The sequence below is a fragment of the Rosenbergiella epipactidis genome (assembly GCF_018494055.1).
Taxonomy (GTDB): domain Bacteria; phylum Pseudomonadota; class Gammaproteobacteria; order Enterobacterales; family Enterobacteriaceae; genus Rosenbergiella; species Rosenbergiella epipactidis.
Genome location: NZ_JABBFQ010000002.1, coordinates 459,969 through 486,022 on the forward strand (window position 1 = coordinate 459,969; position 26,054 = coordinate 486,022).

The following is a 26,054-nucleotide window of genomic DNA, read 5'->3' on the forward strand; positions in this document are numbered from 1 at the left end:
AACTATCCCGCAGAAAACAAGTGAACTTTTCAGGTATTGCAGAAAAAAAAGCCAAGTCACGCTCCAAGGTTTCGCAATACGAAATTTCTAGTACAATAAGTTTATTCTTAGTGATCATTATTGATAAATTAACGCTCGATGAGAGTGTTACACTAACTCTTTGGCGTGGTTCTGGGCACCAGCAGAATTTCCGCGACTTTTACCCGAAATGCCGTTGAAGATGGCTCACAGAGATAAACTGACTAATTGTATGAATTTAGAGCAGATAACAGAACTTACCGCCCCGGATATGGCCGCGGTAAATAAAAATATTCTCAAGCAGCTTGATTCAGATGTCGTCCTCATCAGTCAACTAGGCCATTATATCGTTAGCGGTGGCGGTAAGCGAATTCGACCCATGATTGCGGTACTTGCTGCACGCGCACTCAACTATGAGGGTGATAAACATATCCTCAATGCTGCCCTGATCGAATTTATCCACACCGCTACCCTACTTCACGATGACGTTGTCGATGAATCTGATATGCGTCGGGGTAAGGCTACCGCCAATGCCGCCTTTGGTAACGCTGCAAGCGTTTTGGTCGGTGACTTTATTTACACCCGTGCCTTTCAGATGATGACTCAGCTAGGATCCTTGAAGATCCTTGAACTCATGTCAGAAGCCGTAAATGTGATCTCTGAAGGCGAGGTCTTGCAGTTGATGAACTGTAACGATCCGGATATCACGGAAGAGAGTTATCTACGTGTTATCTATAGTAAGACAGCACGTTTGTTTGAAGCCGCTGCACAAACGTCAGCCATTCTCGCCGACGCAACGCCTGAACAAGAGCAAGCACTGAAAGATTACGGTCGTTATATTGGTACCGCCTTCCAGTTGATCGACGATCTTCTCGACTATAGCGCCGATAATGCAGCGCTGGGTAAAAACGTCGGCGACGATCTCAGTGAAGGCAAACCGACTCTTCCTCTCTTACATGCGATGCGTAATGGTACGCCAGAACAAGCCGCAATGATCCGCCGTGCGATCGAAGAGGGAAATGGACGTCATCTGCTGGATCAAGTGCTTGAGACGATGCAGCAGTGTGGTTCCTTGGCTTGGACACAGCAAAGAGCAGAAGAAGAAGCTAATAAGGCCATTCAAGCCTTGGCAATACTTCCGGCCACTCCTTGGCGTGAAGCACTCGAGGCCCTTGCGCGCATGTCGGTACAACGCGACCGCTAAGCCACTATGAGCTACAAGCTTACTCCACTTGTAGCTCAGCCATCATTTCACCTTCTAACGTTAATCGCAGTGTATCTCCGCTTTCTAGCTTTCCCACTCCCTTAGGGGTTCCAGTAAAAATAATGTCGCCTGGCTGTAAGGCAATGTAACGGCTAATAAACGCTATGATCTGCTTAATACTGAATACCATTTCACTGCTCACGCCTTGCTGAACTGTCTTACCATTGATAGCCAACCCAAAATGGATCAGTTGCGGTACAGTCTGTTTCGCAACAAAATCACTGACATAGCAGGAGCCATTAAATCCCTTAGCCAGTAACCAGGGTAATTTTTTACTCTTTAAATCGGCTTGCAGATCACGGGCAGTAAGATCTAAGCCTATGGCTACACTGTCGTAATATGCATCAGCTTGATCCGGTTCGATCTGAAAAGCAGGTGCAGAGATCCTAATCACAAGCTCCGTTTCATAGTGAACATCTTGGGAGAACGTCGGCAAGGTGATGGTATTGCCAACGATCAACGCGCTATTTGGTTTACTAAATACCACAGGATCTTCTTCAACTCGATTGCCTAGCTCTTGGGCATGTTCAACGTAATTACGGCCAATACAGTAAATGTTATTGATCATTATTCACTCCAGCTGAGGGGATACGACAGGTTTCCGCTATTTTGATTAGCACTATGCTTGAACATAGCAGGACTGCGTACGCTTTTCCTTATAAATACTCTGTACCCAGACGGGTAATAACCTAATTTTTTGGAATTAATAGGAATATTAACGCATTACAGTAATTACAATAAATTTGCGATATATCCTGCATCTAAAAGTAAACTAATCATATTTATATGGAAACTTTAGGTAATTTTCTGCTATAAATTTCTATAGCATAAGAATTAAATGGATAATTCAAACAGCATGGAGAATGACATGGAAAAGTTAAAAAACGACTGGCACAGCGCTGATATTATTGCAGCATTACGTAAGAAAGGGACATCGTTAGCGGCCGTCTCCAGGGATGCAGGCCTCAGCTCTTCGACCCTTGCCAATGCCCTTTCGCGTCCTTGGCCAAAAGGGGAACTCTTAATTGCACAAGCTATTAATATTCACCCCGCCGAAATCTGGCCGAGTCGTTACTACGATCCGATTACAGAAGAGTTATTAGATAGATCGCAATTGATTCGAACAAAAAGAAAGAAAAAGTCTAGCGAGCCCGATGTCAGCCCTTAACACTACTGCACTCTAGAAATAAAAAAGCCCCGATACTAAGTTGCAGTCGGGGCTTATTATTAGATTACAGCGTTATTCATTATCGCCGGGGACTCGGTCGATGGTTGCCCCTAATCCACGGAGTTTGTCTTCGATATGCTCGTAACCGCGATCGATGTGATAGATGCGCTCCACGTAGGTTGTCCCTTCAGCAATACATCCCGCAAGAACTAAGCTAGCTGAAGCACGTAAATCGGTCGCCATAACTTGCGCGGCAGAGAGTTTTTCAACACCGTGGCAGATTGCAGTGTTGCTCTCAATCTCCGCGTGAGCGCCCATACGAATAAGTTCAGGGATATGCATAAAACGGTTCTCGAAGATCGTTTCAGTAATGATCCCCGTGCCCTCAGCAACTAAGTTAAGCAGCGTGAATTGCGCTTGCATGTCAGTAGGAAAGCCTGGATGAGGTGCAGTGCGTATATTTACCGCCTTTGGTCTACGCCCATGCATATCCAATTTAATCCAATCTTCGCCGGTCTCTACCGTTGCACCCGCGTCACGAAGTTTTGCCAGCACAGCATCCATAGTATCGGGACGTGCTTTCTTACAGAGGATGTTCCCACCCGAAATCGCCGCTGCAACTAAAAACGTTCCCGCTTCGATACGGTCAGCCACTACGGTATAGATGCCGCCCCCAAGACGTTCAACGCCTTCAATGGTAATTTTATCCGTACCCGCTCCGCTAATTTTCGCGCCGAGGGTTTTTAAAAATTCAGCGGTATCGACGATTTCTGGTTCACGCGCTGCATTTTCGATAATGGTTGTGCCTTCAGCGACAGTTGCCGCGCTCATTATCGTGACGGTTGCGCCCACACTCACTTTATCCATGACGATGTGTGCACCTTTTAAGCGTCCATCGACTGTCGCTTTCACGTAGCCTTCTTCAAGCTTGATCTGTGCACCCAGTTGTTCCAGACCAGTGATATGTAAGTCAACAGGACGAGCGCCAATCGCACAACCACCTGGAAGCGAAACCTGACCGTGACCAAAACGCGCGACCAGTGGGCCAAGTGCCCAAATCGATGCACGCATAGTTTTTACTAGCTCATACGGGGCGCAGAAGATATTGACTTGGCTAGCATCAACCAGAACCGCACCATCTTTGCGCTCGACTTTTGCCCCTAATTGGGTCAGCAACTTCATCGTTGTATCGATATCACGCAGTTCAGGAACATTTTGGAGTGTTACAGGTTCCTCAGCGAGCAAAGCGGAAAAAAGAATGGGTAGCGCCGCATTTTTTGCGCCGGAAATGGTGACTTCACCGCTTAAACGTGAAGGCCCCTGTACTCGAAATTTATCCATTGATACGGTTCTCAATTAACACTCAATATGCAGAATAGTGACCGCGGCAAGTCCGCCATCACTATAGTTTAGAAGCCATTTAATTTACGATCACGGGCCCATTCAGTGGGGGTGTAGGCTTTAATGGATACAGCATGAATGCGGTTATCCGCAATATATTGCATTAGGGGCGCGTAAACCGCTTGCTGCTTCTTAACACGGCTAAGCTCAGTAAACATCTCGCCAACCGCTATCACTTGGAAGTGACTGCCATCGCCAGTGACATGGACTTCATCTAGCGTCAGTGCTTGCTCTAGCACCGCTTGGATTTCATTGGTTTCCATTGCGCTTTCCTACTCCTCAATTTAGGGCCGTTATCTTAGTCCAATTTGCCCTCATCATAAACAAGGAAAGCTCCTGAATCTATCAGCCAAATTTATTTGTTTACGCACTAACCTCACAAGGCAAGATACCCTGTAGATTATAGAGAACGACCAGTGAGCGTAGCGCGGGCTGCACCCCCTGCAAGATCAGTGGATCTTTTGCTTCATCAGACGCGGTGAAATGCACCAATAGGGCAAGCCCTGCAGAATCGACACGCGAAAGCTGCGAGAGGTCAATAGTGCGTACCCCTGATAATACCTGATGTCGCTGCTGCCATAGATCGGCAAGCGTGTTATGCACTAATTCGCCTTGTAAGGAGAGAGTGCTCTCCTTACATTGCCAATGGAGTGTCGGGCTCATTTAGCGCCCTGACCTAGAGTAATAGGTTGGTTCGCATAAACTTTTAATTGGGCCGTCAAACCATCAATCCCCTTGGTACGCAGCAGATCCGCCCACTCATTTTGCTTAGTCGTGATCATGCTAATCCCTTCTGCAACCATATCGTAGGCTTGCCATTTACCTGTTTGGGTATTCTTACGCCATTGGAAATCTAAGCGAACTGGCGGGCGACCATCAGGGTCGATAATAGAGACGCGGATCGCAAGCATCTTCGCATCACCTACCGGTTGAGCCGGAGCGATTTGATAGGTTTGTCCATGATAGAGCGCTAACGCTTGACCGTAAGCCTGTGCGAGGTAATCCCCAAAAGCATTAAAATAAGCCTCTTTTTGCGCCGGTGTCGCTTGGCTGTAATAGCGGCCAAGTACCAATGCCCCAGCGTATTTTATTTGTACGTAAGGCAATAACTCTTGGCGCACGACATCGCGTAGGTAGTTTGGATTCTGCTTAATTTTAGGCTGTTCATTTTTCAAACGGTTAAATGTTTTCGCCGCCGCCTGATTCATCAGAGTATAAGGGTTAGTTTGATCCACTTGCCCTTCAGTAGGCGCCGCGGCATACACAGAACCTATTGTCATCGGCATTACAGCCAGTACGCCTGCTAGAAGTAGTGATTTAGACATCGTATTTCCTCTTAGTGAGCGACAGGAGTCGGTTGGGGAGCAGCGCTATCTGACGTGTTATTGTCAGAAGATTTACTATCGTTACTCTTATACAAGAATTGACCGATCAGGTCTTCCAGCACCATCGCCGATTTCGTATCAGTGATTTTCCCGCCATTTTGCAACATGCTGGTTCCCAATTCAGGATCGCTGAAACCTAAGTTTAGCGCGAGATATTGCTCGCCTAATAACCCTTGGGTGCGAATAGCCAGACTACTGCTGTCTGGAATCTTATTCTGGTAGTGATTATCAATCGCCAGCGACACGGTTGGCGTTAACGTGGCATCGTCAAGGGAAATATGGGTGACTCGGCCGATAACAACGCCACCAATTTTCACCGGTGAGCCTGCTTTTAATCCCCCAATATTGTCAAATTGGGCACTTAATGACCACGTTGGTGCACTGCGCCAAGCAGTGATATTCGCGACGCGTAGGCAGAGAAATAATCCTGCAAGGATCGCCAATAATAGAAATAATCCTACCCAGATTTCACTCTTTTTATTTTGCATAACCTTAATTCCCAAACATCAGTGCAGTGAGCACAAAATCTAATCCAAGGATCGCTAACGAAGCATGGACGACCGTTCGTGTCGTGGCACGACTGATCCCTTCAGAAGTCGGCGTCGCATCGTAGCCGTTGAACAGGGCTATCCAGGTCACCGTAATCGCGAAAACGATACTTTTAATCACAGAGTTAACGAGGTCAGTCTGAAAATCGACACTGCTCTGCATTGCGCCCCAAAAGAACCCCGCGTCAATACCTTTCCAGAGCACCCCTACCAGCGCACCGCCTAATATGCCGACTGCGGTAAACATAATGGAGAGCAACGGCATACTGATAACACCTGCCCAAAAACGTGGGGCTACGACTCTACGCAACGGATCAACCGCCATCATTTCCATACTGGAGAGTTGCTCAGTCGCTCTCATTAAGCCGACTTCAGCCGTTAACGCAGATCCCGCACGGCCAGCAAAGAGTAGTGCGGTGACCACCGGTCCTAATTCTCGCAGTAGCGAAAGCGCAACGACCATGCCCAAACTGGTTTCAGCGCCATAAGTTTTTAAAACCATATAACCTTGAAGACCGAGCACCATACCAATAAAAATACCGGAAACTACTATGATCAGTAACGATAAAACCCCTAGGCTATAAAGCTGCCGAAGAAGCAATCGCCCTTGTTGTAAAGGCTCGGGTTTCCCTACAATGGCGTGGAATAACATTAAACCGGCGCGCCCTAGCGCTTGGCAGCGTGCTATTCCCCAGCGGCCAAGCTTCGCAAATACAGTTAATACCATGACTTAGACACTCCTCGTCCCGACTAAATCTGTCAGATAATCTCCGGCAGGATAGCGGAAAGGTACCGGCCCATCAGCTTCCCCATTAATAAACTGCCGTACTTGCGGATTATCGTTCGCGCGTAAATCAGTCGGCACGCCTTGGGCAACAATACGTTCCCCTGCCACAATGTAAGCATAGTCGGCAATACTTAGCACTTCAGGCACATCGTGCGAAACCACAATACAGGTTACGCCTAACGCTTGGTTAAGCTCGTCAATTAACTTCACTAACACACTCATAGTGATGGGATCCTGCCCAACGAACGGCTCATCGAACATGATTAGGTCAGGCTCTAACGCAATCGCCCGCGCTAAGGCAACACGACGGGCCATCCCACCCGATAATTCTGCGGGCATCAACTTTTCTGCCCCGCGTAAGCCGACCGCCTCCAATTTCATCATGACGGTCGTGTGCAATAGCGCAGCGGGGAGCTGTGTATGCTCCCGTAGCGGCCAGGCCACGTTGTCGTACACGTTTAAATCCGTGAAAAGCGCTCCCGATTGGAAAAGCATGCTCATTTTCTTCCGAGCCTGATAAAGCTTACTTCTCGATAGTGTCGGGATATTCTGGTTTTGAAACAAAATTTCTCCAGAATCTGGGGTTAGCTGCCCACCAATCAAGCGTAATAAGGTGGTTTTACCAATGCCCGATGGCCCCATAATCGCGGTGACTTTCCCTTTAGGAACCGTTAACGAAATATTGTCGAAAATCGTTCGGTTTCCCCGTTTAAACGACATATTACGAATATCCACAATGGGAGTTTGTGACTGCACCATAACGACCTCATTTCATGGATAGTGGTGATTAAGGCTAGCGTAAATTTAGCTAGTTGAACGAATTCTACCGAAAGGAGAAATTTTTTTTTAATTAATTACGGCTTAAAATTTACTTTTAGGCAAAGTACCTTCAAAATTCTTAAAAATTAGAGGCTAATCGCCTATACCCCTCTCGTTCGTTTGCGCTTACCAAGGAATATGGATGTTAATCTCAGCCATGCTATTTATTGTTGGCTTATTTTTGCTCGCCTATGGCAGTGATCGGCTAGTTTTTAGCGCAGCAGTATTGAGTCGTATGCTGGGGATTTCTCCCCTCATCATTGGGGGGGGGATTGTAGGACTAGGGACCTCACTTCCGGAGATTATTCTCTCTTTCTCTGCCTCTCAGCAAGGTTTACGGGAGCTTGCGGTTGGACTCGCCTTGGGCTCAAATATTACCAATGTATTGTTCATTCTCGGTATTGCCCTAATACTACGCCCGATTTCCTTGCACTCGGCATTATTACGCCATGAGCTACCGTTGATGTTGCTGGTGACCCTGCTTGCAGGCCTAGTTCTGGTGAACCGGCAATTAACGCTTTGGGATGGTATTGCGCTACTTTTCGTCGCGCTAGTCTATCTTTACGGTATGTTACGCCTGATTACACGCACCTCCCGCGTCACGCCCGATCAGCTCACTCAAGAACAGCTATCAGTATTACCCGATCAGCAAATTTCTTTTACCGTGGCACTCTTATGGTTGGGTGTAGCGCTGATACTCTTACCGATCGCTACCCGAATGATCCTCGATAATGCGTTGGTCGTGGCCGATTTCTTTGGGTTGAGTCAACGTGTTGTCGGACTCCTTTTCTTATCCATCGGCACCAGCCTGCCCGAATTAGCCACCGTCATTGCAGGCGTAACCCGTGGACAACAGCATTTAGCGATAGGGAATTTAGTTGGCGCACATATTTATAATCTCGCCATCGCATTAGGATTACCGGCCCTTATCGATCCTGGCAATATTTCCGAAAAAACCGTTAATTACGATTTTTGGCTAGTATTTGGCGCCAGTTCACTATTAACTTTACTTTGTCTTAAACAAAATAAAGTTAATGGGCGTATTATAGGAATACTTTTGCTAACTGGATTTTTAATCTGGGCGTTTTGGCTATGCTGTCCATTCAGGCCAACGATGACATCTTAAGGATAATACTATGGGTTTTCAGCCTGAACCGAAAAACATCAATTTTATTGATGCGGGCAAGAAAGTGCTGCGTATTGAACGAGAGTGCTTAGAACAATTAGAAGAATTTATTAATCAACAGTTCGCCACCGCCTGTGAAATGATGTTCCATTGCCCTGGAAAAATCGTTGTGATGGGAATGGGTAAATCGGGCCATATTGGTCGTAAAATTGCGGCCACACTCGCCAGCACCGGTACACCGGCCTTTTTCGTTCATCCAGGAGAAGCCAGTCATGGCGATTTAGGGATGATTAGCCCGAATGATATCGTCTTGGCGATCTCGAACAGTGGAGAGTCCCAAGAAATCCTTTCGCTCATCCCTGTTATTAAGCGATTAGCGATCCCACTGATTTGTATGACGGGAAGGCCTGAAAGTACTATGGCACGAGCTGCGCTAGTCCATCTGTGTATTAAGGTTCCTTTTGAGGCTTGCCCGCTCGGATTAGCGCCAACCAGCAGTACAACGGCAACACTGGTGATGGGGGATGCGCTCGCGGTCGCTTTATTAGAAGCGAAAGGGTTTACCCAAGAAGATTTTGCCTTGTCACATCCTGGCGGTGCGTTAGGCCGGAAACTACTGCTTCATGTAAGTGATATAATGCACTCAGGAGATGAAGTCCCTATCGTCACGGAGTATGCCTCGCTGCGCGACGCGCTTTTGGAAATCACCCGGAAAAAAATGGGAATGACCGTGATTACCAAGACTGAAGGCCAAATTGCCGGCATTTTTACCGATGGCGATTTACGTAGGGTGATCGATATGAATATTGATCTACAATCGACGCCTATTGCTCAGGTTATGACGCATGGCGGTATTCGTGTTCCCCCACAAATTTTGGCAGTGGATGCGCTGAATATCATGCAACAAAAAAATATCACCTCCCTCCTCGTTGAGGAGCAGGGAAAACTAATGGGTGTTGTACACTTGCACGATATGTTGCGTGCTGGCGTCGTATAAACAGGATAGATTATTTAATGAATGCAGAAAGCCAGGTTGACACATGTTACGGCCCTATTCCACGTGAAGTGATGGAACGCGCAGCGCAGATAAGACTTCTTATTTGCGATGTGGATGGCGTAATGTCCGATGGTAATGTCTATCAAGGGAATTCTGGTGAAGAACTCAAAGCGTTCAATGTTAGAGACGGTTATGGCATCCGCTGCCTATTAACCAGTGACATCGGCGTGGCAATTATTACTGGGCGAAAAGCCAAATTGCTCGAAGACCGCTGTGCGACGCTTGGTATCCAACATTTATATCAAGGACAATCCAATAAAGTCATCGCCTATCAACAGCTACTGGACACATTGCACTGTGAACCTCATCAAGTCGCCTATATTGGCGATGACCTGATCGATTGGCCAGTAATGAAACAAGTAGGGCTAAGTGTTGCGGTCGCAGATGCTCATCCATTAATTCAGCAAAGAGCACATTACACAACAGGTATTGCCGGTGGACGGGGCGCAGTCAGGGAACTTTGTGATATTATCCTTATGGCACAAGATAAATTTGAACAAGCCGAAGGGTTATCAATATGAGTAACGCGCGTAAATGGATAATAGGGCTTCTCGCGATAATCGCGCTAGTCCTTATCGGCTGGAATATAACGTCATCGGACAATAAAAGCGCTTCTTCGGCAATGAGCGATCAATCTCCGACGTATACCAGCGAAACGTCTAAAACGACTGTTTACAACCCGCAGGGATCATTAGCGTACCAACTCGTCTCTAAGCAAGTCGAATATTTCGACGCACAACAACTGACTTGGTTTACCCAGCCAGTACTAACAACCTATGACGAAACAAAACGCGCGACGTGGGTATTGACTGCTGATAAGGCAAAGCTTACGCAGGACAGAATGCTCTATCTCTATGGGCATGTTGTCGTGCAATCTCAACTTTCAGACTCGCGCTTACAACGTCTTACGACCGATTCCGCGCAAGTTAATTTAGTGACCCAAGATGTCACCTCTAATGATAAAGTGAATCTTCAAGGCATTGGATTTGAGTCTAACGGAATGAAATTACGCGGTAATTTACGCGCGAAAACAGCCGAGTTGCTTGAAAAGGTAAATACTTCTTATGAAATTCAAAAATAAATCTTCATTAAATCTGTTATTAGCAAGCGGATTACTTGCGCTGAGTCTCCCTGCATTAGCCGTCACTGGCGACTCAGATCAGCCTGTTCATATTAACTCGATTAATCAATCCTTAGATATGGATGGCAATATTGCGACGTTCACCGGGAATGTCGTGATCACGCAAGGGACGATTAAAATCCAAGCGGATAAAGTTGTCGTCACCCGCCCGGGGGGCGATAGTAAGAAAACCTTAGTCGATGCTTACGGTAACCCCGCAACTTTCTACCAAATGCAAGACAATGGTAAACCGGTTAAAGGTAGCGCGAGTAAACTTCACTATAATTTAGCCGCAGATTCCGTCGAACTGACGGGTAAAGCTCATGTCCAGCAACTTGATAGTAATATCAACGGCGACCGCATTACCTATCTGGTGAAGGCGCAGAAAATGCAAGCTTATAGCCAAGGTCAATCGAAGCGTGTAACGACAGTATTGATGCCGTCTCAGCTACAGGACGATAAAAAATCCTCCCCCCCTAAAACCAGAGGTCAATAAGTCCTATGGCAACGTTAACGGCAAAAAATTTAGCGAAGTCCTATAAAGGCAGACAAGTCGTCGGTGATGTCAGCCTAGACGTTAAATCGGGTGAAATCGTCGGTTTATTAGGGCCAAATGGTGCAGGAAAAACCACCACGTTCTACATGGTCGTCGGCATTGTCCAACGTGATGCCGGACGGATCATTATTGATGACGAAGATATCAGCTTACTTCCCTTACATGCACGGGCACGGCGCGGAATAGGTTATCTTCCACAAGAAGCCTCTATCTTCAGACGATTAAGCGTTTATGATAACTTAATGGCGGTATTACAGATCCGTGACGATCTGAACAATGACCAACGTAAAGCACGCGCCGATGAGCTTTTGAAAGAGTTCCATATCGAACACTTAAGAAAGAGTTTAGGTCAGTCATTGTCCGGTGGTGAGCGCCGCCGTGTAGAAATTGCACGTGCTTTAGCGGCTAATCCTAAATTTATTTTATTGGATGAACCCTTTGCAGGTGTTGACCCGATCTCGGTGATTGATATAAAAAAGATTATCGAACATTTACGCGACAGTGGCCTAGGTGTGTTGATCACAGACCATAACGTGCGAGAAACTCTCGCGGTCTGTGAACGTGCCTATATAGTCAGCCAAGGACAATTGATTGCTCACGGAACGCCAGAAGAGATTCTCGAAGATGAGCAAGTGAAACGGGTGTATTTAGGAGAGGAATTCCGACTGTAGTATCAGGCTGTTTTTTTACTTTCTGGCAATTGGGTCTAAGATGATGAAACAAAGTCTGCAATTCAGACTCAGCCAGCAGCTGGCAATGACTCCGCAGTTACAGCAGGCGATTCGCTTGCTGCAACTCTCTACTCTTGAACTACAGCAAGAACTGCAATTAGCGTTAGAGAGTAATCCATTATTGGAACAAACTGACTCGCTCTCTGAAATTGATACGGTAGAAGATGTAGAAAGTGCCTCACTTGATACGCGCGAAGCATTAGAACAGCATGATATGCCGTCTGAACTGCCTCTTGATACCGAATGGGACTCGATCTATACCGCGGGTACACCATCCGGTACCGGCAGTGATTATCATCAAGACGAACTCCCCGTTTATCAAGGTGAAACGACGCAATCTCTGCAAGATTACTTAACTTGGCAAGCCGATCTTACGCCCTTTTCAGAAACGGATCGTGCGATCGCCACCTCCATCATTGATGCCATTGACCCCACTGGATACCTCACTGTCCCGCTTGAAGATATTTTGGAGAGCGTGGGAATTGACGACTGCGATCTCGATGAGGTCGAGGCAGTATTAAAACGACTCCAACACTTTGATCCTATCGGTGTTGCGGCTCGGGACCTGCAAGAGACTCTATTAATACAACTCTCGCAATTCGCGGTAAATACCCCTCACCTGCCTGAGGCGAGGAGTATTATTCAACAGCATCTCGACCTGCTCGCTAACCACGACTTTAGGGGATTGATGCGTGTCACACGGCTAAAAGAAGAGGTTTTGAAAGACGCCATACAGCTGATCCAGACCCTTGACCCGCGACCGGGACAGTCAGTGAACACCGGCGACTCAGATTATGTTATCCCCGATGTGTTGGTCAAAAAGATCGGTAAAAAATGGGAAGTTGCACTCAACTCGGATAGCCTGCCGCGCTTAGGTATCAATCAGCATTACGCCGCAATGAGTGGCGGGTCGACCAATGAAAGTGATAATCAATTTATCCGTAGCCACCTGCAAGAGGCTCGTTGGTTAATCAAAAGCGTGGAAAGCCGCAACGAAACGCTGCTGAAGGTTTCTCGGTGTATTGTCGAACAACAACAAGCCTTCTTCGAGCTAGGCGAAGAGCATATGCGCCCGATGGTCTTGGCGGATATTGCCGACGTGATAGAGATGCATGAGTCAACCATTTCACGCGTCACGACCCAGAAATTCTTACACAGCCCGCGAGGCATCTTCGAGCTTAAATATTTCTTCTCGAGCCATGTTAATACGGATAATGGTGGCGAAGCATCGTCTACCGCTATTCGAGCGCTGGTGAAACGCTTTATTGCTGCCGAAAATCCCGCTAAGCCACTTAGCGATAGTCGACTGACGACCTTGCTGTCTGAACAAGGCATTATTGTTGCCCGTCGGACGGTAGCCAAGTACCGAGAGTCTCTGGCCATCCCTCCCTCTAATCAGCGAAAACGGCTTATTTAAGCATATTGCGCAACGGGGATAAAAAGCGCATAGTGATTTCAGCTATGTAAATTATTTGCCTGCATAAAGTGTTCTGTTACCATGCAGGCCAATCAATGATCGTCATTAACCACGGTGTATGTGTCTGACTCATCGTCAAACCGTCAGCAAGTGAATACTATGAATAGCGACCTCCCTTTAGAATTAGGTAATGTGCTAACGCTTGATTGCACGCGCAATAATGTTAACTGCCAAAGTAAGAAAAGAGCGTTAGAGATAATTAGCGAAATCGCGGCGGGCCAGCTTAATCTGCCTCATCAACTCATATTTGAAACGATTCTCAATCGTGAAAAAATGGGCAGTACCGGTATTGGCGGGGGAATAGCTATTCCTCACGGAAAGCTTGAACAAGATACGTTACGTTCAGTCGGCGTATTTATTAAGCTCGAACATCCCATTGCGTTTGATGCCGTCGATAATCAACCCGTCGATCTGCTGTTTGCGCTGTTAGTCCCTGCTGGACAATGCAAAATACACCGCCACACCCTGTCGTTAATCGCTAAACGTTTAGCGAATAAAGCCGTCTGTCGACAACTTCGGCAAGCCGAAAGCGACGAAATGCTCTATCAAATTTTGATGGGCAATGAAGATGATGAAGAGTGATAACCCTCAATCCAGAGTGACTCGTAAGGTTCGCAGGAGAAAATAAAGTCATGGCACTGATGATCGTTAGCGGTCGTTCCGGCTCCGGTAAATCGGTCGCGTTGCGCGCGCTGGAGGATATGGGGTTTTATTGTGTCGATAACCTTCCCGTTGAGCTTTTACCCGAACTTGCGGCAACCTTAGCCAAAAGAGAGATATCAGCGGCGGTGAGTATCGATATCAGGAATATGCCCGAATCTCCGCAGTTGTTTGAAGCCGTCTTGGATAGGCTTGATGTCGAATTCTCTCCTCAACTGCTGTTCTTTGATGCCAATACCAACACTCTCATCCGTCGTTATAGTGACACCCGCCGACTCCACCCATTAACCGCGAGAAATCTCTCGTTAGAAGATGCTATTGAGCACGAGTCTGAACTACTTGAGCCGTTACGCTCTCGGGCAGACCTCGTGGTCGACACCTCTGAAATGTCCGTACACGAACTGGCGGAGATGCTACGTACTCGGCTCTCGGGTAAGCCGGAGCGAGAGCTCACCATTGTCTTCGAATCCTTTGGGTTTAAGTATGGTTTACCCGTCGATGCCGACTACGTGTTTGATGTAAGATTTCTGCCCAATCCACACTGGGATGCAAAGCTCCGCCCGATGACCGGATTGGATCGTCCAGTCTGTCAGTTTTTAGAACGTCATACCGATGTTCACCAATTTATCTATCAGACACGTAGCTATCTTGAGTTATGGCTGCCGATGCTGGAACGTAATAATCGTAGCTACCTCACCGTCGCTATCGGCTGTACGGGTGGTAAGCATCGTTCTGTCTATATTGCTGAGCAACTTGCAGATTACTTTGCCTCTCGCGGTAAAAATGTTCAACGTCGGCATCGCACCTTGGAAAAAAAACATCATGACCGTTAAGCAAACTGTTTCTATCCAAAATAAACTGGGAATGCATGCACGACCTGCAATGAAGCTGTTTGAATTAGTTCAGAGCTTCGATGCTGAAGTTTTACTGCGAAATGAGGCGGGAACCGAAGCTGAAGCAAACAGTGTGATTGCCCTGTTAATGTTAGATTCTGCCCAGGGCGGCAAGATCGAAGTCGAAGCAACTGGCCTGCAAGAAGTTGAAGCCTTACAGGCCGTTGTCGAGCTTTTCGCCTCACGATTTGACGAAGAGTAAGTATTTAATAAAGGTGATGCTGCGTTAAAAAAGGCTGGCCACCCAATTGACGCATTTGACGCATAATCCATTGCTGTCTCATTTGTATGTAACGTGAGGGGGCCTTGGCGCTATAACGCAATGGTGAAGGTAAAACGGCTGCAAGCAGTGCCGCCTGTCCTTCAGTCAGCTGCTTAGCCGGCTTGTGGAAATAGGCCTGTGAAGCAGCTTCAACCCCAAAAATTCCCGGTCCGAACTCTGCTACGTTAAGATAGACGGTAAGGATACGCTTTTTCCCCCAAACCGCTTCAATACCCAGCGTCATGCCAGCCTCAATTGCCTTACGTACCCAACTGCGTCCATCCCATAAAAACATATTTTTAGCCGTTTGCTGTGATAGGGTCGACGCGCCACGTAAATGGGTTTCACCTTGCTGGGTAAGCGCAGTATTGAGCGCGCCAAAATCGATCCCCCAATGTTCAGGAAAGCGCTGGTCCTCCGACGCGATCACGGCGAGAGGCATCCACGGAGAGATCTCATCCATAGCAACCCAATCAGAATGTGCACGGTATGCAAAGTTACCTGATGCCCAAGCACTGATTTGCCGCTCAGCCATTACCGCAGAAAAAGGGACGGGCAGAAAAGTCCATAACAAGACAGCGAGAAACCAGAGGCCTGCGCAAGCTAAAAAAACCTTTAAAAGGCCTTTTTTAATCGATCCCAACCTCGCTTTACGTTTTGATTTCATTGTCTACGTTCGCTCTAACAGGAGACCTTCAATTTTTCATGCCCTATTATAAAGAGTCGTCTCAGCAAGAGGTATCTTTCTGCGCAACTTTCATAGGTCACCAAAAAGGTAACGGTTCCAAAAAATTTCGTACATCGACGATGTACGATAGTTTCCCGATGAGTTATGAATAAAGTTTAAACATATTGAATTAGATATCGCCAATAACACCATCATTTGCTAAACTAATAATTAACATAATGTTAACCATTAGTCTCAAATGCTAGCGGACTATCCTCTTTGAAGATCATCTGTAGGCTGTGTAGAAGAGAAAGATTAAGCTGCGTATGACTAATTCTACCTTTCAATCTTCTAAATCATTAGCAGAATCTATCGATTTTTAAAGATCGAAAGGTATTACCTTAAAACTCTTAGTGCTTCGTATGGGAAAATGGTTGCCTACCCTGTATATCCCTTGATAATATAAGGTTATTAGGCATTAGTAAGGCTTGAGTATCAACATAACTAAGGTTGATGATGCTTTTTTAGCCACTCTGATATTAAATGCATTACTTATGCTAATGTTTTATAGAAATCGATACCATTTTTTTGTTACAGTAGTCTCAGTACCCAATACCACTGAATAGCAACGCGATTACTCTCAAAAAAAGACGATATTTTGCGCTGTTCAGTATAATTTCCCTGGTGTTGGCGCAATCTTCGCGCACCCCGGTTTAACCGGGGTAATTTTTCTCTACGATTTACTTCCTACCCACTCTTTCAGTATTGCGATATCTTTCTGCCAAGTGCTATGCAGCTCGTCTACCCAATCTTGAACATTATCCCACCATGCTGGTAATTCGGGTGACTGGATTTGTTGAGCCACTTTCTGTAGATGCTTAAGACCAATTGCTCCTGCTGCACCCTTAATCTTATGCCCCTGCTCAGCAATCTCAGTTTGATCCCGTGCCAACATATTGGAATCTAGTGCTTCAAGATAGCCCGGCATCATTTTCTCGAACATATTAAGTCCATCATGAATGAGTGAAGGCCCAACTAAACCTAAGTACTGCTCTAACATTTCGGTATCCAGCTTATCCGACAGCTCAGAAGTCAGCGGTTCAACTCGATCAGCTGCCTCTGCCGCATGAGGGTCCCAGAACTGTTTAATTGTTGCCGTCAACGCAGGGACTGAAAGCGGCTTACTTAATACTGCATCGAGCCCAGCGTTGAGATACTCGCTTTTATTCTTCAATACGTTGGCGGTCAAGGCGACCAAAGGGGGAAGCTGTTGTGCAGTGAAGCGCTGTTTTAATGCCCTGGCGACATCTAATCCCGTCATATCCGGTAACTGAATATCGAGCAACACCATATCGAACTCATCAGGCTCAAAAAGATCTAGCGCCTCTTGCCCTGTCATCGCGACGTCAATCGAACAACCTAGGTTTTCGAGCACTGAGCGGGCGACCACGACATTTAACTCAATATCTTCGACCAATAAGATATGCAGAGCGGGAAGTAGCCACTCTTCCTCTTCCTGTGCCTTAGACGTTTCGGTCACCACCTCTGGGGCGCAGACATCGAGGGTAAAACAGGCTCCGTGATGCGGCTCACTTTCTACGCTAAGGCTACCGCCCATGGCTTCAGCAATACGGGCCGACACCGCCAATCCTATTCCGGTTCCCGTTGCAGGTTTCCCCCCATGCTCATCTTCAACTTGATAATACATAGCAAAGATCTTGTCTTGTTCAGACTGAGGGATACCGATACCCGAATCTTGAACCGCAAAGGTCAGATGTTGCGACTGATAACTCACATGGATAGAGATTTCGCCTTCTTTGGTGAACTTGACGGCATTGCTGATTAAATTCCACAGGATCTGCCGTAAGCGCGTCCCATCAGTCATGACAGTTTGCGGCAATGGCGTATCCGCCTGCATCGTGAAAATCAACCCTTTGGGTTGGACCAATAGCCCTGCGAGGTTTTCAAGGTCGGCGATAAAATCTGTAAAGTTAGTCGGCTGGCGGTCCAGTTTAATATTCTGACGTTCGATTTTATCCATCTCGATAACGTCGTTGAAAATATTCCCTAACGTAATGGCAGAAACATGAATGGTTTTTAAGTAATTTAACTGCTCATTGTCCAATTGAGTATCTAGAAGGATACGACTCAATCCAACAATACCATTCAACGGCGTACGCAGCTCATGGCTGATTGTCGAGATAAAAGTTGTTTTATCACGACTCGCATTTTCTAACGCTTCTTGGTAACGCTTACGCTCTGTTATATCGCGACCAAAACCCATCAAACCATTACGCTTCCCGATGCGATCGTAATAAGGGACTTTACGTACCTCAAAGCATGCCTTTTTTCCATCAGGGTAATGCAACCATTGTTCATAGGTCAGCGCAATATTGTGGCGAAAAACCTTTTCATCAGTGGCTAAAATTTTCTCCGCCGCTTCTGGATCATAGACATCTTGTGGGGTTAAGCCCACAAGCTGCTGTTCGCTTTTTCCGGTTAATAACTCTAATGCACGGTTACATCCTGAAAATTGACGATCGATATCGCGGTAGAAGACCAAATCTGGCGACGCATCTAAGAAAGAACGTAAAAATGAAGATTGCTGTTCCAGCTCCGTTTGTGCCTTGATGCGCCCTTCCATCTCTTCTTCTAATTTAACAATCGCGCGTTCACGCGCTTGCTCAGCATTACGACGCTCAGCAATTTCCTGATTAAGCTGCGTAATAGTTTGCTGCTTCTGCTGATTAAGCTGCAAATCGCGGTCACGCATCTCTTCTAATTTATCAACTAATCTCGCTAAGCGCTGGCGAGACTCCTCAAGCTGATCGACGACGACAGAGAGGAAATAAACGGCCCAAGGAGTGATTAATAACCCAAAGAAAATGGAGCGTACGACATCAATCGATTCGACATGGCCATGCAGCAGAAGCGTTACCGCCATTTGCACGATCATCGCCAAGACCACTAACGCAGAAGCAAGGAGAAGGGAAAAGCGAACGAGGCCAAGTTTGACCATCAAATCAACGTAATACTGCGCTAATAGCCGGATATGTTTCATAATCACTCCATCGTCGAGAAGTGAACATGATAGCGTAAAAATAAAGCGGTAAGCAGAAGATTCACTCATGAATTTAAATGCTAATCATTTGCATTTAAATTCAATTTTTCTGACGTCATCGCACAATTCGTGTAGGGGTAAAAATAAAAAAAACACAATAATTAAAACAGTTTAAAAATTCATTAAGTGGCAAATTCACGATATATATCACTAATATTGCCAATCCGAACAGAATTCAGCGATCGAATTCGGGCTGCACCATAGTGATACAGCTCACACAAAACCACTGCACCATAACAATGCAAACGGCTAAAAATAAGGTAAAAAAATAATTAAATCAAGATGATACAATAAAATCGTCAATGAAACATTTGTTACCTTCCTTATTTGACCTCGGTCATAATTCCCGATAAGTTGGAATTCAACTGGTAGCTATCTGTGCGGAAAGCAGCATTCCCGCCCAAATTTTTAGTAATTACACGTTCCCTGCGGCGGCACATTTTGGTCTGCCAAGGTCACAGGCGCTAACGCGAATTTACTCTCCTAACCATTACCCTAGCCCATGCAGCGTTACCTGTAGCAAAGTGCTGGAAGAAAAGGGCCGCAGAGCCCGTGGAGGTTGACTCAATGTTGTATGATAAATCCTTTGAAAAGGATAACTGTGGCTTCGGACTTATTGCTCATATAGAGGGCGAACCCAGTCACAAAGTTGTCAGAACGGCAATCCATGGTCTCGCACGTATGCAACACCGCGGTGCAATTTTAGCGGATGGCAAAACGGGTGACGGTTGCGGACTCTTGCTGCAAAAACCAGACCGCTTCTTTAGATATATTGCGGAAACACAAGGATGGAGCCTAGCGCGCAACTATAGCGTTGGGATGCTATTCCTTAATAACGACCCGGAAAAAGCGGCGATTTCGCGTAAAATCATTGAAGAAGAAGTGCTACGAGAAACCCTGTCTGTCGTAGGTTGGCGTGAAGTGCCGATTAATCGCGATGTCCTCGGCGAAGTTGCCCTCTCTTCGCTTCCGGTCATTGAGCAGCTCTTTATTAATGCTCCTGCGGGTTGGCGCCCACGGGATATGGAACGTCGCCTATATATGGCGCGTCGTCGTATCGAAAAACGTGTTGAGGCGTTAAGAGATACTGAATTCTATATTTGTAGCTTCTCTAACCAGGTCAACATCTATAAAGGCTTATGCATGCCCGCCGATTTACCGAGATTTTATCTCGATCTGGCTGACTTGCGCTTAGAATCTTCTATCTGTCTATTTCACCAACGTTTCTCGACCAATACCGTTCCACGCTGGCCGCTGGCTCAGCCTTTCCGGTATATGGCCCATAATGGCGAGATTAATACCATTGCGGGTAACCGTCAGTGGGCAAGAGCCCGTGCTTACAAATTTAATACGCCATTGATCCCTGATCTGCAGACGATTGCCCCGTTTGTGAATGAAACCGGCTCCGACTCGAGTTCAATGGATAACATGCTGGAGCTATTCTTAAACGGCGGGATGGACTTAGTCCGTGCCATGCGTTTACTGGTCCCGCCAGCCTGGCAGAATAATCCTGATATGGACCCCGATTTACGCGCCTTCTTCGATTTCAACTCTATGCATATGGAACCTTGGGATGGCCCCGCGGGGATCGTGATGTCGGATGGCCGTTATGCTGCCTGTAACTTAGACCGCAATGGTTTACGTCCCGCGCGCTACGTTATCACTAAAGATAAGTTAATCACTTGTGCCTCTGAAGTAGGTATTTGGGATTACCAGCCCGATGAAGTGGTTGAGAAAGGTCGTGTCGGTCCAGGCGAGTTAATGGTTATTGATACCCGTAATGGGCGTATCCTCCATTCGGCAGAAACCGATAATGACTTGAAAAGCCGCCATCCTTACAAAACTTGGATGGAGAAAAACGTTAAACGCTTGGTACCTTTTGAAGAGCTTCCTGAAGACCAAGTGGGTAAACGTCAGCTTGACGACACACAGCTCGCCACTTGGCATAAACAGTTCGGTTATAGCAGTGAAGAGTTAGACACCGTTATTCGAGTACTGGGTGAAAATGGACAGGAAGCCGTCGGTTCGATGGGTGACGACACCCCCTTTGCCGTACTCAGTAGCCGTCCGCGGATTATTTATGACTACTTCCGTCAACAATTCGCTCAGGTGACTAACCCCCCTATCGATCCATTACGTGAAAATCATGTGATGTCGTTAGCGACCTGTATTGGGCAAGAGATGAATGTCTTCTGCGAGGCAGAAGGTCAAGCACACCGTGTCAGTTTTAAATCGCCTATCCTTCTCTATTCAGATTTCTCACAGCTGACGCAATTAGACACTCAATACTACCGTGCGGATACGATTGACTGTACCTTTAACCCAGATGAAGAAACGTTAGAGGCCGCTATCCATCGCCTAAACGACCAAGCAGAGGAGATGGTTCGTAACGGCACCGTATTACTTGTCCTGTCGGATAGACAGATTACGACCGAGAGACTGCCCGTCCCAGCACCAATGATCGTCGGTGCCGTACAAGCGCGTTTGGTGGAGAAGAGTCTTCGTTGTGATGCGAATATTATTGCCGAAACCGCGTCGGCACGCGACCCACATCACTTTGCGGTCCTACTAGGATTTGGTGCAACCGCGATCTATCCTTGGTTAGCCTACGAAACCTTAGCGAAAATGGCAGACAGTGGCATTATCGATCATGACTACCGTAAAGCAATGTTGAACTACCGTAATGGTATCAACAAAGGCTTGTACAAGATCATGTCGAAAATGGGCATTTCAACGGTTGCCTCTTACCGCTGTTCGAAACTCTTTGAAGCCGTAGGTCTACATACCGACATTACAACGCTCTGCTTCCAGAATGTCACCAGCCGTATTGGCGGTGCGAATTTTAGCGACTTCGAACAAGATCTGGTGAATCTATCTAAGCGTGCTTGGCTAGCCCGTAAGCCTATTGATCAAGGTGGATTACTGAAATATGTCCACGGCGGTGAGTACCACGCTTATAATCCGGATATTGTGAACAGCTTACAGCGTGCGGTAGAGAGTGGTGATTATGCAGACTACCTCAACTACGCCCAACATGTGAATAACCGCCCCGCGGCGACGCTACGCGATTTGCTCGCGCTCAAACCGAGCGAACAGGTTATTAAGATTGATGAGGTTGAACCAGCGACTGAGCTGTTCAAACGCTTCGATACTGCTGCCATGTCGATTGGTGCACTCAGCCCAGAGGCCCATGAAGCGCTCGCTGAAGCGATGAACAGCATCGGGGGTTTCTCGAACTCCGGTGAAGGTGGAGAAGATCCCGCGCGCTACGGCACAAATAAAGTGTCGCGCATCAAGCAGGTCGCTTCTGGACGTTTCGGTGTGACACCTGCCTACTTAGTCAACGCAGATGTGATTCAGATTAAGGTTGCACAAGGGGCTAAGCCAGGTGAAGGCGGTCAATTGCCGGGTGATAAGGTCACGCCTTATATTGCACGGTTACGCTATTCCGTCCCGGGTGTCACCTTGATATCGCCTCCGCCACATCACGACATTTATTCGATTGAGGATTTGGCGCAGCTTATTTTTGACCTCAAGCAAGTCAACCCTAAGGCGATGATTTCCGTCAAACTGGTATCAGAGCCAGGCGTAGGAACCATTGCGACCGGCGTTGCAAAAGCCTACGCCGATCTGATTACCGTTGCAGGGTACGATGGCGGTACCGGGGCAAGCCCGCTCACCTCAGTGAAATATGCCGGTTGTCCTTGGGAACTCGGCTTAGTGGAAACACAACAAGCGTTGGTTGCAAACGGATTACGTCACAAAATCCGCTTACAAATTGATGGTGGGTTAAAGACGGGTCTCGATATCATCAAGGCTGCCATTCTTGGTGCAGAAAGCTTCGGTTTCGGTACGGGTCCGATGGTCGCTTTGGGCTGTAAATACCTCCGTATTTGTCACCTGAATAACTGTGCGACAGGCGTTGCAACACAAGACGAGAAATTACGTAAGAACCACTACCACGGTCTCCCTTTCAAAGTGACCAACTACTTTGAATTTATTGCTCGTGAGACACGTGAAATCATGGCTTCCTTAGGGGTAAGTCGCTTAACCGACTTGATAGGCCGGACAGATCTCTTGACCGCATTGGAAGGATTCACAGCAAAACAACAAAAGCTTAATCTAGGCTCGTTACTCGAAACAGCAACGCCAGTTGCTGGAAAGGCGCTGTATTGCACAGAATCGAATCCACCTTTCGATAAAGGAACGCTGAATAAAGCGCTGTTGGAACAGGCACTGCCGTACATTGAGACGAAACAGAGCAAACACTTTTACTTTGATGTCAAAAATACTGACCGCTCAGTTGGTGCAACCCTATCCGGTGCAATCGCCCAACGTTACGGCGATCAAGGATTGGCGAGTGACCCAGTTCAGGTTCATTTAACCGGTACAGCAGGACAAAGCTTCGGTGTCTGGAATGCCGGGGGTCTTGAAATGATCCTAACGGGTGATGCCAATGACTATGTCGGAAAAGGGATGGCTGGCGGCCTCTTGGCGATTCGGCCCCCTATCGGTTCAGCCTTCCGTAGCCACGAAGCGACCATTGCTGGCAACACCTGCTTATATGGCGCAACCGGCGGAAAACTGTTTGCAGCGGGCCGTGCAGGTGAACGTTTTGCGGTACGTAACTCCGGCGCTATCACGGTTGTCGAGGGTATTGGCGACAATGGCTGTGAGTACATGACAGGAGGCGTTGTCTGTGTGATCGGTCGTACAGGGGTCAATTTTGGTGCCGGCATGACCGGGGGCTTCGCTTACGTCCTTGATGAAGACGGGGAGTTCCGTAAACGTGTCAACAGCGAGTTGGTCGAGGTCTTGGACGTCGCCACCCTGCCGATTCACGAAGAACATCTGCGGGGCTTAATCACCGAGCACGTACAATATACCCAATCGAGTCGTGGTGAAGAGATCCTTGCACAATGGGCGAACTGGTCAGAGAAATTTATGCTGATCAAACCTAAGTCAAGCGATGTGAAAGCACTGCTAGGACACCGCAGCCGGTCAGCGGCAGAATTACGAGTACAGGCGCAGTAAGGAGCGACAATGAGCCAAAATGTGTATCAATTTATTGACTTACAGCGCGTTGATCCTCCGAAGAAACCGCTACAACTCCGTAAAATCGAATTTGTTGAAATCTACGAGCCCTTCTCTGAAGGGCAAGTTAAAGCGCAAGCCGACCGTTGTTTAGATTGCGGTAACCCTTATTGTGAATGGAAGTGTCCGGTACATAACTACATTCCCAACTGGTTAAAACTAGCCAACGAGGGGCGGATCATTGAGGCGGCAGAACTGTCACACCAGACCAACAGCCTGCCAGAGGTCTGTGGTCGCGTCTGCCCACAGGATCGTCTCTGCGAAGGATCCTGTACGCTAAATAATGATTTCGGTGCCGTCACTATCGGGAATATCGAACGCTATATCAACGATAAAGCGATGGAAATGGGCTGGCGCCCAGATATGTCGCAAGTTAAATCCGTGAATAAGCGCGTTGCGGTCATCGGTGCAGGCCCTGCCGGACTTGCTTGCGCCGATGTACTCACCCGAAATGGTGTGAGCGTCACCGTCTTTGATCGCCATCCAGAGATTGGTGGGTTACTAACCTTCGGTATCCCCTCTTTCAAATTGGAAAAAGAGGTAATGATCAAGCGCCGGGAACTGTTCGAAGGAATGGGTATTGAGTTCCGATTAAATGTCGAAGTGGGCCAAGATATCACGATGCAAAGCCTGATTGATGAGTATGACTCCGTGTTCTTAGGGGTCGGTACCTATCAATCCATGCGGGGTGGACTCACTAATGAAGATGCCGAAGGTGTCTACGACGCCTTACCCTTCCTTATCGCTAATACCCGTAAAACGATGGGCTTCGAAGCGTTGACTGAGCAACCCTACTTAGATATGAACGGAAAGCGTGTTGTGGTACTCGGCGGTGGTGATACCGCGATGGACTGTGTGAGAACCTCGATTCGCCAAGGCGCGACCAACGTCATTTGTGCCTACCGCCGCGATGAGGCCAATATGCCGGGTTCGCGCCGCGAAGTGAAAAATGCACGTGAAGAAGGCGTCGATTTCCAATTTAACTTACAACCCTTAGGCGTCGAAATTGACGGTAGCGGTAAAGTTATCGGCGTGAAAATGGTTCGTACCGAAATGGGCCCAGCAGATGCTGCCGGTCGCCAACAGGCTCAGCCAGTAGCAGGCTCAGAGCATGTTATCGCAGCCGACGCAGTGATCCTCGCTTTTGGATTCCGTCCACACAGTATGCCTTGGCTCGACGCATTCAACGTTGAGTTCGATGCAACCGGACGCATTGTGGCGCCAGAAGCGGCTGAAATCGCCTTCCAAACCAGCCATCCCCAAATTTTTGCGGGCGGTGATGCGGTAAGAGGATCTGATTTAGTCGTGACCGCGATAGCGGAAGGCAGAAAAGCAGCAGAAGGTATTCTTGATTACCTGGAAGTGTAGAGAAAGAAAAAGAGCGCGAAAGCGCTCTTTTTTTTAGCCGATATTATTTAACGACACGTAATGCTGGTCGGCCACCCTTAGGTGGGGGGGTATCATCATCATCGCCATCGGTATGCTCAGTCTCACCATCGCCATCAATGACTGACATTTTAGGCTCATGCGTGACGTCAAGATCAACATTAGCCTCAACATCATCATACTGCGGCTCAGGCTCAAACATAGTGCCAGCACCGTTTTCACGAGCATAGAGTGCCATAACGGCGGCAAGAGGGACGAAAACCTGACGCGGTACGCCTCCGAAGCGCGCATTGAAGCTAACGAACTCATTACCCAGTTCTAAGTTCCCGACTGCACGCGGCGCAATGTTAAGAACGATTTGTCCATCACGTGCAAACTCTAGAGGGACTTCCACACCAGGTAGATTAATATCAACCACTAGGTGCGGCGTTAGCTCGTTATCTAACAACCAATCATAGAATGCCCGCAGTAAATACGGGCGACGTGCCGTTAAATTTGTCATATCCATAATAGT

The 26,054-nt window shown here is 47.3% G+C and carries 25 protein-coding genes; 14 read left to right on the forward strand and 11 right to left on the reverse strand.

All coding sequences use genetic code 11. From position 1 onward, the window contains the following. Window positions 1-250: 250 nt before the first annotated feature. Entirely contained in the window at window positions 251-1,222 is a 972-nt protein-coding gene (ispB, locus tag HGT71_RS05020; protein WP_214216856.1) for an octaprenyl diphosphate synthase, read from the forward strand. Window positions 1,223-1,241: 19 nt separating this feature from the next. Here ispB and HGT71_RS05025 read toward each other — a convergent pair whose 3' ends face one another. Then, window positions 1,242-1,850: a fumarylacetoacetate hydrolase family protein gene (locus HGT71_RS05025; RefSeq protein ID WP_214216857.1), complete on the reverse strand. Its 609-nt coding sequence runs from the start codon at window positions 1,848-1,850 to the stop codon at window positions 1,242-1,244. 300 nt (window positions 1,851-2,150) lie between these two features. Between HGT71_RS05025 and HGT71_RS05030 the strand changes: the two genes are divergently transcribed. After that, window positions 2,151-2,450, forward strand: a complete 300-nt coding sequence (locus HGT71_RS05030) for a helix-turn-helix domain-containing protein (protein ID WP_214216858.1) — start codon at window positions 2,151-2,153, stop codon at window positions 2,448-2,450. Window positions 2,451-2,522: 72 nt separating this feature from the next. Here HGT71_RS05030 and murA read toward each other — a convergent pair whose 3' ends face one another. From murA to mlaF, 7 genes are all read right to left on the reverse strand, one after another. After that, a complete protein-coding gene (gene murA / locus HGT71_RS05035) occupies window positions 2,523-3,791 on the reverse strand; it encodes a UDP-N-acetylglucosamine 1-carboxyvinyltransferase (RefSeq protein ID WP_214216859.1) in 1,269 nt (422 codons plus the stop codon). Window positions 3,792-3,859: 68 nt separating this feature from the next. Next, entirely contained in the window at window positions 3,860-4,114 is a 255-nt protein-coding gene (gene ibaG, locus HGT71_RS05040; protein ID WP_099822931.1) for a BolA family iron metabolism protein IbaG, read from the reverse strand. A gap of 100 nt (window positions 4,115-4,214) precedes the next feature. Then, window positions 4,215-4,514: a lipid asymmetry maintenance protein MlaB gene (gene mlaB, locus HGT71_RS05045; protein ID WP_214216860.1), complete on the reverse strand. Its 300-nt coding sequence runs from the start codon at window positions 4,512-4,514 to the stop codon at window positions 4,215-4,217. Further along, the gene (gene mlaC / locus HGT71_RS05050; protein ID WP_048911369.1) at window positions 4,511-5,176 is read right to left on the reverse strand and encodes a phospholipid-binding protein MlaC; all 666 of its coding nucleotides are present in this window, start codon (window positions 5,174-5,176) and stop codon (window positions 4,511-4,513) included. The genes mlaB and mlaC overlap by 4 nt, the downstream gene beginning before the upstream one ends. A gap of 11 nt (window positions 5,177-5,187) precedes the next feature. Continuing rightward, on the reverse strand, window positions 5,188-5,724 hold the full coding sequence (mlaD, locus tag HGT71_RS05055; RefSeq protein WP_062812231.1) for an outer membrane lipid asymmetry maintenance protein MlaD: 537 nt from the start codon (window positions 5,722-5,724) through the stop codon (window positions 5,188-5,190). Window positions 5,725-5,728: 4 nt separating this feature from the next. Next, a complete protein-coding gene (mlaE, locus tag HGT71_RS05060) occupies window positions 5,729-6,511 on the reverse strand; it encodes a lipid asymmetry maintenance ABC transporter permease subunit MlaE (protein ID WP_214216861.1) in 783 nt (260 codons plus the stop codon). A 3-nt stretch (window positions 6,512-6,514) separates the two neighbouring features. Next, window positions 6,515-7,330, reverse strand: a complete 816-nt coding sequence (gene mlaF, locus HGT71_RS05065) for a phospholipid ABC transporter ATP-binding protein MlaF (protein WP_048911366.1) — start codon at window positions 7,328-7,330, stop codon at window positions 6,515-6,517. Window positions 7,331-7,532: 202 nt separating this feature from the next. On the opposite strand from mlaF, the gene HGT71_RS05070 reads away from it, so the two are divergent. From HGT71_RS05070 to npr, 10 genes are all read left to right on the forward strand, one after another. Next, window positions 7,533-8,516, forward strand: a complete 984-nt coding sequence (locus tag HGT71_RS05070; RefSeq protein ID WP_214216862.1) for a calcium/sodium antiporter — start codon at window positions 7,533-7,535, stop codon at window positions 8,514-8,516. Window positions 8,517-8,526: 10 nt separating this feature from the next. Then, entirely contained in the window at window positions 8,527-9,513 is a 987-nt protein-coding gene (kdsD, locus tag HGT71_RS05075) for an arabinose-5-phosphate isomerase KdsD (protein WP_214216863.1), read from the forward strand. Between the two features lie 17 nt (window positions 9,514-9,530). After that, entirely contained in the window at window positions 9,531-10,094 is a 564-nt protein-coding gene (gene kdsC, locus HGT71_RS05080; protein WP_214216864.1) for a 3-deoxy-manno-octulosonate-8-phosphatase KdsC, read from the forward strand. Further along, the gene (gene lptC / locus HGT71_RS05085; RefSeq protein ID WP_214216865.1) at window positions 10,091-10,654 is read left to right on the forward strand and encodes an LPS export ABC transporter periplasmic protein LptC; all 564 of its coding nucleotides are present in this window, start codon (window positions 10,091-10,093) and stop codon (window positions 10,652-10,654) included. The genes kdsC and lptC overlap by 4 nt, the downstream gene beginning before the upstream one ends. Beyond that, window positions 10,638-11,189, forward strand: a complete 552-nt coding sequence (lptA, locus tag HGT71_RS05090; protein ID WP_214216866.1) for a lipopolysaccharide ABC transporter substrate-binding protein LptA — start codon at window positions 10,638-10,640, stop codon at window positions 11,187-11,189. Before lptC ends, lptA begins: the two co-directional genes overlap by 17 nt. 5 nt (window positions 11,190-11,194) lie before the next feature. Further along, window positions 11,195-11,920: an LPS export ABC transporter ATP-binding protein gene (gene lptB, locus HGT71_RS05095; protein WP_048911363.1), complete on the forward strand. Its 726-nt coding sequence runs from the start codon at window positions 11,195-11,197 to the stop codon at window positions 11,918-11,920. Window positions 11,921-11,963: 43 nt separating this feature from the next. Further along, window positions 11,964-13,397 (forward strand): RNA polymerase factor sigma-54, encoded by a 1,434-nt coding sequence (rpoN, locus tag HGT71_RS05100; protein ID WP_214216928.1) that lies wholly within the window; start codon window positions 11,964-11,966, stop codon window positions 13,395-13,397. Between the two features lie 159 nt (window positions 13,398-13,556). Continuing rightward, window positions 13,557-14,039, forward strand: a complete 483-nt coding sequence (ptsN, locus tag HGT71_RS05105; protein ID WP_048911362.1) for a PTS IIA-like nitrogen regulatory protein PtsN — start codon at window positions 13,557-13,559, stop codon at window positions 14,037-14,039. Between the two features lie 50 nt (window positions 14,040-14,089). Further along, window positions 14,090-14,950: an RNase adapter RapZ gene (gene rapZ / locus HGT71_RS05110; protein ID WP_099822940.1), complete on the forward strand. Its 861-nt coding sequence runs from the start codon at window positions 14,090-14,092 to the stop codon at window positions 14,948-14,950. Continuing rightward, window positions 14,940-15,212 carry a PTS phosphocarrier protein NPr gene (gene npr, locus HGT71_RS05115; RefSeq protein WP_048911360.1) on the forward strand — a complete coding sequence of 91 codons (273 nt, stop codon included), beginning with the start codon at window positions 14,940-14,942 and terminating at the stop codon, window positions 15,210-15,212. The genes rapZ and npr overlap by 11 nt, the downstream gene beginning before the upstream one ends. Before the next feature lie 4 nt (window positions 15,213-15,216). Here the strand turns inward: npr and mtgA are convergent, their stop codons facing one another. Together mtgA and arcB are read right to left on the reverse strand one after the other, a co-directional pair. Continuing rightward, window positions 15,217-15,939: a monofunctional biosynthetic peptidoglycan transglycosylase gene (mtgA, locus tag HGT71_RS05120; RefSeq protein WP_214216867.1), complete on the reverse strand. Its 723-nt coding sequence runs from the start codon at window positions 15,937-15,939 to the stop codon at window positions 15,217-15,219. Between the two features lie 733 nt (window positions 15,940-16,672). Then, window positions 16,673-19,000, reverse strand: coding sequence for an aerobic respiration two-component sensor histidine kinase ArcB (gene arcB, locus HGT71_RS05125; protein WP_214216868.1), 2,328 nt, complete (start codon window positions 18,998-19,000; stop codon window positions 16,673-16,675). A gap of 627 nt (window positions 19,001-19,627) precedes the next feature. Between arcB and gltB the strand changes: the two genes are divergently transcribed. Both gltB and HGT71_RS05135 read left to right on the forward strand, forming a co-directional pair. Then, on the forward strand, window positions 19,628-24,094 hold the full coding sequence (gltB, locus tag HGT71_RS05130; protein ID WP_214216869.1) for a glutamate synthase large subunit: 4,467 nt from the start codon (window positions 19,628-19,630) through the stop codon (window positions 24,092-24,094). A gap of 9 nt (window positions 24,095-24,103) precedes the next feature. Next, entirely contained in the window at window positions 24,104-25,522 is a 1,419-nt protein-coding gene (locus HGT71_RS05135) for an FAD-dependent oxidoreductase (protein WP_214216870.1), read from the forward strand. 43 nt (window positions 25,523-25,565) lie between these two features. Here the strand turns inward: HGT71_RS05135 and sspB are convergent, their stop codons facing one another. Then, window positions 25,566-26,048, reverse strand: coding sequence for a ClpXP protease specificity-enhancing factor (gene sspB / locus HGT71_RS05140; protein ID WP_099822946.1), 483 nt, complete (start codon window positions 26,046-26,048; stop codon window positions 25,566-25,568). Window positions 26,049-26,054: the final 6 nt, after the last annotated feature.

Coding starts and splice junctions, on each gene's coding strand:
- npr (WP_048911360.1), top strand. CDS start 14,940: ATGACCGTTAAGCAAACTGTTTCTATCCAAAATAAACTGGGAATGCAT.
- ptsN (WP_048911362.1), top strand. CDS start 13,557: ATGAATAGCGACCTCCCTTTAGAATTAGGTAATGTGCTAACGCTTGAT.
- sspB (WP_099822946.1), bottom strand. CDS start 26,048: ATGGATATGACAAATTTAACGGCACGTCGCCCGTATTTACTGCGGGCA.
- arcB (WP_214216868.1), bottom strand. CDS start 19,000: ATGAAACATATCCGGCTATTAGCGCAGTATTACGTTGATTTGATGGTC.
- mlaB (WP_214216860.1), bottom strand. CDS start 4,514: ATGAGCCCGACACTCCATTGGCAATGTAAGGAGAGCACTCTCTCCTTA.
- lptC (WP_214216865.1), top strand. CDS start 10,091: ATGAGTAACGCGCGTAAATGGATAATAGGGCTTCTCGCGATAATCGCG.
- gltB (WP_214216869.1), top strand. CDS start 19,628: ATGTTGTATGATAAATCCTTTGAAAAGGATAACTGTGGCTTCGGACTT.
- HGT71_RS05030 (WP_214216858.1), top strand. CDS start 2,151: ATGGAAAAGTTAAAAAACGACTGGCACAGCGCTGATATTATTGCAGCA.
- mlaD (WP_062812231.1), bottom strand. CDS start 5,724: ATGCAAAATAAAAAGAGTGAAATCTGGGTAGGATTATTTCTATTATTG.
- rpoN (WP_214216928.1), top strand. CDS start 11,964: ATGAAACAAAGTCTGCAATTCAGACTCAGCCAGCAGCTGGCAATGACT.
- ispB (WP_214216856.1), top strand. CDS start 251: ATGAATTTAGAGCAGATAACAGAACTTACCGCCCCGGATATGGCCGCG.
- mlaE (WP_214216861.1), bottom strand. CDS start 6,511: ATGGTATTAACTGTATTTGCGAAGCTTGGCCGCTGGGGAATAGCACGC.
- HGT71_RS05135 (WP_214216870.1), top strand. CDS start 24,104: ATGAGCCAAAATGTGTATCAATTTATTGACTTACAGCGCGTTGATCCT.
- rapZ (WP_099822940.1), top strand. CDS start 14,090: ATGGCACTGATGATCGTTAGCGGTCGTTCCGGCTCCGGTAAATCGGTC.
- lptA (WP_214216866.1), top strand. CDS start 10,638: ATGAAATTCAAAAATAAATCTTCATTAAATCTGTTATTAGCAAGCGGA.
- mlaC (WP_048911369.1), bottom strand. CDS start 5,176: ATGTCTAAATCACTACTTCTAGCAGGCGTACTGGCTGTAATGCCGATG.
- mtgA (WP_214216867.1), bottom strand. CDS start 15,939: ATGAAATCAAAACGTAAAGCGAGGTTGGGATCGATTAAAAAAGGCCTT.
- lptB (WP_048911363.1), top strand. CDS start 11,195: ATGGCAACGTTAACGGCAAAAAATTTAGCGAAGTCCTATAAAGGCAGA.
- HGT71_RS05025 (WP_214216857.1), bottom strand. CDS start 1,850: ATGATCAATAACATTTACTGTATTGGCCGTAATTACGTTGAACATGCC.
- mlaF (WP_048911366.1), bottom strand. CDS start 7,330: ATGGTGCAGTCACAAACTCCCATTGTGGATATTCGTAATATGTCGTTT.
- HGT71_RS05070 (WP_214216862.1), top strand. CDS start 7,533: ATGTTAATCTCAGCCATGCTATTTATTGTTGGCTTATTTTTGCTCGCC.
- kdsC (WP_214216864.1), top strand. CDS start 9,531: ATGAATGCAGAAAGCCAGGTTGACACATGTTACGGCCCTATTCCACGT.
- murA (WP_214216859.1), bottom strand. CDS start 3,791: ATGGATAAATTTCGAGTACAGGGGCCTTCACGTTTAAGCGGTGAAGTC.
- kdsD (WP_214216863.1), top strand. CDS start 8,527: ATGGGTTTTCAGCCTGAACCGAAAAACATCAATTTTATTGATGCGGGC.
- ibaG (WP_099822931.1), bottom strand. CDS start 4,114: ATGGAAACCAATGAAATCCAAGCGGTGCTAGAGCAAGCACTGACGCTA.